4 protein-coding genes and 2 pseudogenes are annotated in these 5,442 nt (G+C 61.9%); 3 read left to right on the top strand and 3 right to left on the bottom strand.

Going from position 1 to position 5,442, the window contains the following annotated elements; translation table 11 throughout:
• A pseudogene (locus EOA79_RS33040) lies at positions 1-300 on the top strand (hypothetical protein); the annotation flags it as partial.
• A 29-nt stretch (positions 301-329) separates the two neighbouring features.
• On the opposite strand, the gene EOA79_RS29135 reads toward EOA79_RS33040, so the two are convergent.
• Both EOA79_RS29135 and EOA79_RS29130 read right to left on the bottom strand, forming a co-directional pair.
• Positions 330-2,303 (bottom strand): bifunctional 2',3'-cyclic-nucleotide 2'-phosphodiesterase/3'-nucleotidase, encoded by a 1,974-nt coding sequence (locus EOA79_RS29135; protein WP_128293523.1) that lies wholly within the window; start codon positions 2,301-2,303, stop codon positions 330-332.
• Positions 2,304-2,431: 128 nt separating this feature from the next.
• Positions 2,432-3,697, bottom strand: coding sequence for an NAD(P)/FAD-dependent oxidoreductase (locus EOA79_RS29130; RefSeq protein ID WP_128293522.1), 1,266 nt, complete (start codon positions 3,695-3,697; stop codon positions 2,432-2,434).
• Positions 3,698-3,871: 174 nt separating this feature from the next.
• On the opposite strand from EOA79_RS29130, the gene EOA79_RS29125 reads away from it, so the two are divergent.
• A complete protein-coding gene (locus EOA79_RS29125) occupies positions 3,872-4,531 on the top strand; it encodes a 5-formyltetrahydrofolate cyclo-ligase (protein WP_095800688.1) in 660 nt (219 codons plus the stop codon).
• Positions 4,532-4,637: 106 nt separating this feature from the next.
• Here the strand turns inward: EOA79_RS29125 and EOA79_RS29120 are convergent, their stop codons facing one another.
• Positions 4,638-5,111, bottom strand: coding sequence for an Lrp/AsnC family transcriptional regulator (locus EOA79_RS29120; RefSeq protein WP_059188527.1), 474 nt, complete (start codon positions 5,109-5,111; stop codon positions 4,638-4,640).
• A 213-nt stretch (positions 5,112-5,324) separates the two neighbouring features.
• Here EOA79_RS29120 and EOA79_RS29115 point away from each other — a divergent pair.
• Positions 5,325-5,442: pseudogene (locus EOA79_RS29115) on the top strand (alanine dehydrogenase); the annotation flags it as partial.

Genomic DNA, 5,442 nt, shown 5'->3' with positions numbered 1-5,442 from the left:
TCCTTGAACCGCACCGTAGCCGTCGCCGTGCTGCTGCTTGCCGTGATCTCGGCAAGTGCCGCTGAAGCAAAAGTATCCTTGCCCAGAGTCACCAATGACCCGCTGGGCGCGCTGACTGCCCCGACGCTGACACCGGGGGCCAGCGACCTTGTCAACAACACGCCGACATCGACCATCCAGGAGATTCGCCACCCGAGAGGAATGGCGCCGCTGACCGTGCCCAGCGATCCGCTCGGCACGTCGATCCAGCCGGCCTTCCCCGGGCCGCTCACCACGCCCGCGACCACCCCTTCGCCTTAGCCAAATCAGGCCGGCCCGGCCGCGCAACATCAAAGGGTAATGCGGTATTTGGCAAACCCCGCCTCACCCTCGCCCGCCGGCTCGATCTTCAGCGACTTCACCTGACCGATGAAATCCTTGGCCCTGGGTCCGGTCTCGAAGACAACGCTGGTTCCAGGCAGCGGCGCGAACGACCAGTTGTCGTCCGCCGACGGATTGATCGTGCCCTCGCTGATGACGTAGCGCACGATCACGTCGCGGTTGGTGTCCGGCGCCTCATAGATGATCTTCGAAGCATTGATATCAGGGAAATTGCCGCCGCCGCCAGCGCGGTAGTTGTTGGTGGCAACCACGAATTTCGCTGCCGGATCGAGCGGCTTGCCGCCGAATTTAAGATCGACGATGCGGCTGGAGCCGGCATTGGCGACGGCGCCCTTCGTATCGTATTTCGGTGGCTGCGACAGGTCGATCTTGTAGGTGATGCCATCGATGACGTCGAAATTGTAGGAGGGGAACTCGGTGTTGATCAGCGGCTGATCCGCCTTCCCGGGCTCGATCCTGTTGAAGATGCCGGCCGACATCTCCAGCCATTCCTTGACTTGCGAGCCGGTGATTTCGACCGCGCGCACGGTGTTCGGATAAAGATAGAGATCGGCGACGTTCTTGATGGCGATATCGCCGACAGGAACGTCGGTATAGTAGTCGGCGCCGTTGCGGCCGCCTGCTTTGAACGGTGCCGCCGCAGAGAGGAGCGGCACGTCCTTCCACTCTGTGCTCTTCAGAATATCCTTGAGATACCAGCTCTGCGCCTGATTGACGATCTGCACCGAGGGATCGTCGGCGACCAAAGCGAAATAGGAATAGAGCGGCGCGGACGTCTTGCCGACGGGGCGGCGGACATAGGCGAGCGTCGCCTCGTGATCCTGCTCGAGCGCCGCGATGATGCGTTTGTCGTCGCCGACCGTAGCCTTGTTCTTGCTGTCGACCCGCTCATAGATCGGCCGCGCCTCGGAGGTGGCCGAGACGACGCGCCATTTCGAGCCATCGCGCTCAAGAAGCAGGTCGATCAGGCCCATATGCGAGCCCCAGAAGCCGCCCATCACCGCCGGCTTGCCCTGCAGAGTGCCTTTTTCGGTGTCGACGCCTTCCAGCGCCTGGAAATCCTTCTTGCCGGGGAAGACGAGATGCTGGTGCCCGGTGAAGACCGCGTCGATGCCTTCGACGCCGGCGACGAAGAAGGAGGCGTTCTCCATCATGTCGCCCTGCTTGATATCGATGCCGGAATGCGAAAGCGCAATGACGATGTCGGCGCCCTCCTCACGGATTTGCGGTACCCAGGCCTTGGCCGCCTGGACAATGTCGCGGGTCTGGACGTTGCCTTCCAGGTTTTTCAGGTCCCAGACCATGATCTGCGGCGGCACGAAACCGATGACCCCGATCTTGATCGGCTGTTCGGCGCCGGAGCCGTCCTTGATCTTCTTGTCGAGGATAACATAGGGCTTGAGGTAGAGCTTGTCGTCGCGCGGGTTCGTGGCGAGCGTGGTGCCCCGGATCAGGTTGGCGCATACGAAGGGGAAATTGGCGCCGGCCAACACCTTGTCCATGAAGGACAGGCCGTAGTTGAATTCGTGGTTGCCGAGGGTCGAGCATTCATAGCCGAGCAGGTTCATGCCCTTCATGATCGGATGCAGGTCGCCGTCCTTCATGCCCTTTTCATAGGCGATGTAGTCGCCCATCGGATTGCCCTGCAACAGGTCGCCGTTGTCGATCAGCATCGCATTGGTGGCTTGCTTGCGCACCCCGTCGATCAGCGAGGCCGTGCGCGACAGGCCCATCGTGTCGTTCGCTTTGTCGGCGTAATAATCATAAGGCAGCAAATTCACATGGATGTCGGTCGTCTCCATGATCCTCAGATGCGCCTGATTGGCTGCGGCCCGGACGGAGAACGGATGCAGCATGATCAGCGCTCCGGTGGCGGCGGCTCCGGCCAGGAATTCGCGGCGAGAGACGGGCAAAAGTGACATTGTTTTCCTCCTCTTAGACAACGCGACATGCCCTGCCCCTCAATCGGAACATGCCGCCGAAGGCATTTCGAGTCCATGTCTGTTGGATGTCTGTTGATCAGACAAGGTGACGCGTCGATGAAAAGCAATCAGCTCTTGTCGTCGTCACCCTGAGTGATCAGGCGCGCGCTGCGCTGTCCGGTAAAATATATCCATAGCCAGCTGAGCGACACTGCGAGCCGATTGCGGAAATCGATCAGGAAATAAATGTGCGCTATCCCCCAGAGCCACCATGCGAGCCAGCCGGTGAGCTTGATCCAGCCGAAATCGATGGCGGCCGCGCGTTTGCCGATCGTCGCCAGGTCGCCGGCATGCTTGTAGCGGAAAGGGCGTGGCGTTGCGTCGCCATCGAGCCTCGCTTTGATCGTTGCAGCAACATGCCTGCCCTCCTGCTTGGCGGACGGCGCCACGCCCGGTACCGGCTTGCCGTCCGGTCGCAGCAGATGTGCCGTATCGCCGATAACAAATATCTCCGGGCTGCCCGGCACGGTGAGATCGGGCTCGACCAGCACCCTGCCCGCCCGGTCGGCGGGCGCTCCCAGCCATTCCGCCGCAGGCGAAGCGGCGACGCCGGCTGCCCATAAAATCGTGTTTGCCGGCAGGTAGGTATCGCCAAAGACGACGCCCTCGGCATCCAACTGCGTGACGGCACGGCCAAGCTCGACCGTCACGCCAAGCCGCTCCAGCGCTTTTTGAGCATAGGCCGAGAGCTCCGGTGCGAAATTGGCGAGCACACGGTCACCGGCTTCGATCAGCACAACGCGCGCCTGCCGCGTGTCGATATTGCGGAATTCGCCGCGCAGCGTGTCCTGCGCAAGCTCTGCAATGGTGCCGGCAAGCTCCACGCCGGTCGGTCCGCCGCCAACGATGACCAGCGTCAGCAATGCCTGGCGCCTGGCGGGATCGGTCTCGCGCTCGGCTTGCTCGAAGGCGAGCAGGATGCGGCGCCGGATGGTGGTGGCATCTTCCAGCGTCTTCAGCCCGGGCGCGAATGGCTCCCATTCGTCATGGCCGAAATAGGCGTGGCGCGCGCCGGTGGCGAGCACTAGCGTGTCGTAGCCGACTGCGCTCCCGTCATCGAGCAGCACGCGTTTGCCTGCGCGGTCAACACCGATGACCGTACCCAGAAGCGTCGTCACGTCCTTGCGCTTGCGTAACAGATGACGGATCGGCCAGGCGATCTCGGAAGTCGCCAGCGCGGTGGTCGCCACCTGGTAGAGCAGCGGCTGGAACAAGTGGTGATTGCGCTTGTCGATCATGGTGATGCGCACCGGTGCGCCGGCCAGCGCGCGGGTAAGTTCGAGACCGCCGAACCCGGCGCCGACGATCACGACATGATGCTTGGCTTCGTCCATTTTCAGCCACCTCGCCCAAAGCAACCCGATTGCCTAGATGTAAGCATTTTTGTGCACCGCAACAACGCCACCGCTGGCCATGTCAGTGCCCGGGAGTCGTCGCCCGGTGTCGTGTACGCGCATGTCGCCCCGGAACGCCGGGTATAGCGTGGAGCAGAACGATAGGAGTGGAGCATGTCTGACAATCGCGATGACGACGGCCCGGCGCAATACGCTTCGCCGCCTTGTTTCATGCATGAGCTCGACCCGGCCTATCAGATGCCGCTGTCCGACTGGACCGATGTCCGGCGCTGGCGCAAGGCGGAGCGTGAGCGGCTGATCGGCGCGCGGCTTGCGGTTTCCGCCGATGCACGCGCGGCAATGTCACAGCGGATTGCCGAGGGCCTCGATATGCTGGTCGGCAAGGTTGCCGGCCTTATGGTCAGCCTCTACTGGCCGTTCCGCGGCGAGCCGGACCTGCGCGGCTTTATGGCGTCGATCAATGCGCGCGGCGGCCGCACCGCGCTGCCCGTCGTCATCGAGAAGGGCCAGCCTTTGGTGTTCCGCGCCTACGCGCCGGGCGACCGGCTGGAGAAGGGCGTCTGGAACATCCCGATCCCGGCCGAGGGTGATCCTGTCCTGCCCGATATCGTGATCTCGCCGGTAGTCGGCATCGATCCCAGCAACTACCGGCTGGGCTATGGCGGCGGTTTCTACGATCGTACGCTCGCCGCCATGCCGTTCAGGCCGCTGGTGATCGGCGTCGGCTACGAATTGCAGCGCATTCCCACCATCTATCCGCAACCGCACGACATCCCGATGACCAAGGTGGTCACCGAGGCGGCCGGAGCCTAATGCAGTTCCAGGAAAAGTGTGTAGCGGTTTTCCGTCCGTAATTGCGCAAAGCAAAGAAATGAGCGGTTCGGGGTTCCCGTGAAACGATGCAACGCTCTGACTTCAGCTAAGCCATTTCGGGCCTCAACCCCACCGCCGTCCTGTCGACGATCTCGCGCAGGGCGAAGGACGAGTTGATCTTCGTCACATGCGGCATCGCCGACAGCCATTCCTTGTGGATGCGCTCATAGTCGGCAAGGTCCTTGGCCGCTATACGCAGGATATAGTCGTATTCGCCCGACATCAGATGGCAGGAAAGCACGTTCGGGCAGCGTTTGATCGCCGCTTCGAAATCGGACAGCGTCTTCTCGAACTGCCCCGACAGCGATATATGCACGATCGCCGTCATCTGATGGCCGAGCGCTGCATTCGACAGTCGCGCGTGATAGCCGCGGATGGTTCCGGATTTCTCCAGATTGTCCAGGCGCCTGGAGCAGGCCGACTGCGACAGCCCAACCTTTTCGGCAAGCGCTGCATTGGGGATCCGGCCATCCTTCTGTAAAGTCTCCAGAATGGCGATATCGATCCTGTCGAGCGGCATTTTTCGAGATTCCTGCGAATATTCCGGCTTTTTGCGCAACGATTATCGAAGACCGGACGCTGCCGCAAGTGCATTCGCAAACACATGCGGAACGATTCATGCTTCACTGCGCCTCATGCATGTCGCCCTAAAACTGCGCGGCGGTTTGGGATTGGCGGCATGCCCGGAAATGTCAGGGAGAGCGCCCTTTCAAGGGCCGGACAGGAGAAGAAGATGCGCGTCGGCTGCCCCAAGGAAATCAAGAACCATGAATACCGTGTCGGTCTGACGCCCGGCTCTGTCCGCGAATATGTCGCGCACGGCCACGAAGTGCTTGTCGATGCTGGCGCCG

Origin of the sequence: Mesorhizobium sp. M1A.F.Ca.IN.020.03.2.1 (genome assembly GCF_004023205.1) — a bacterium.
Taxonomy (GTDB): Bacteria; Pseudomonadota; Alphaproteobacteria; order Rhizobiales; family Rhizobiaceae; genus Mesorhizobium.
This window is presented reverse-complemented; position numbering and strand designations above follow the sequence as displayed.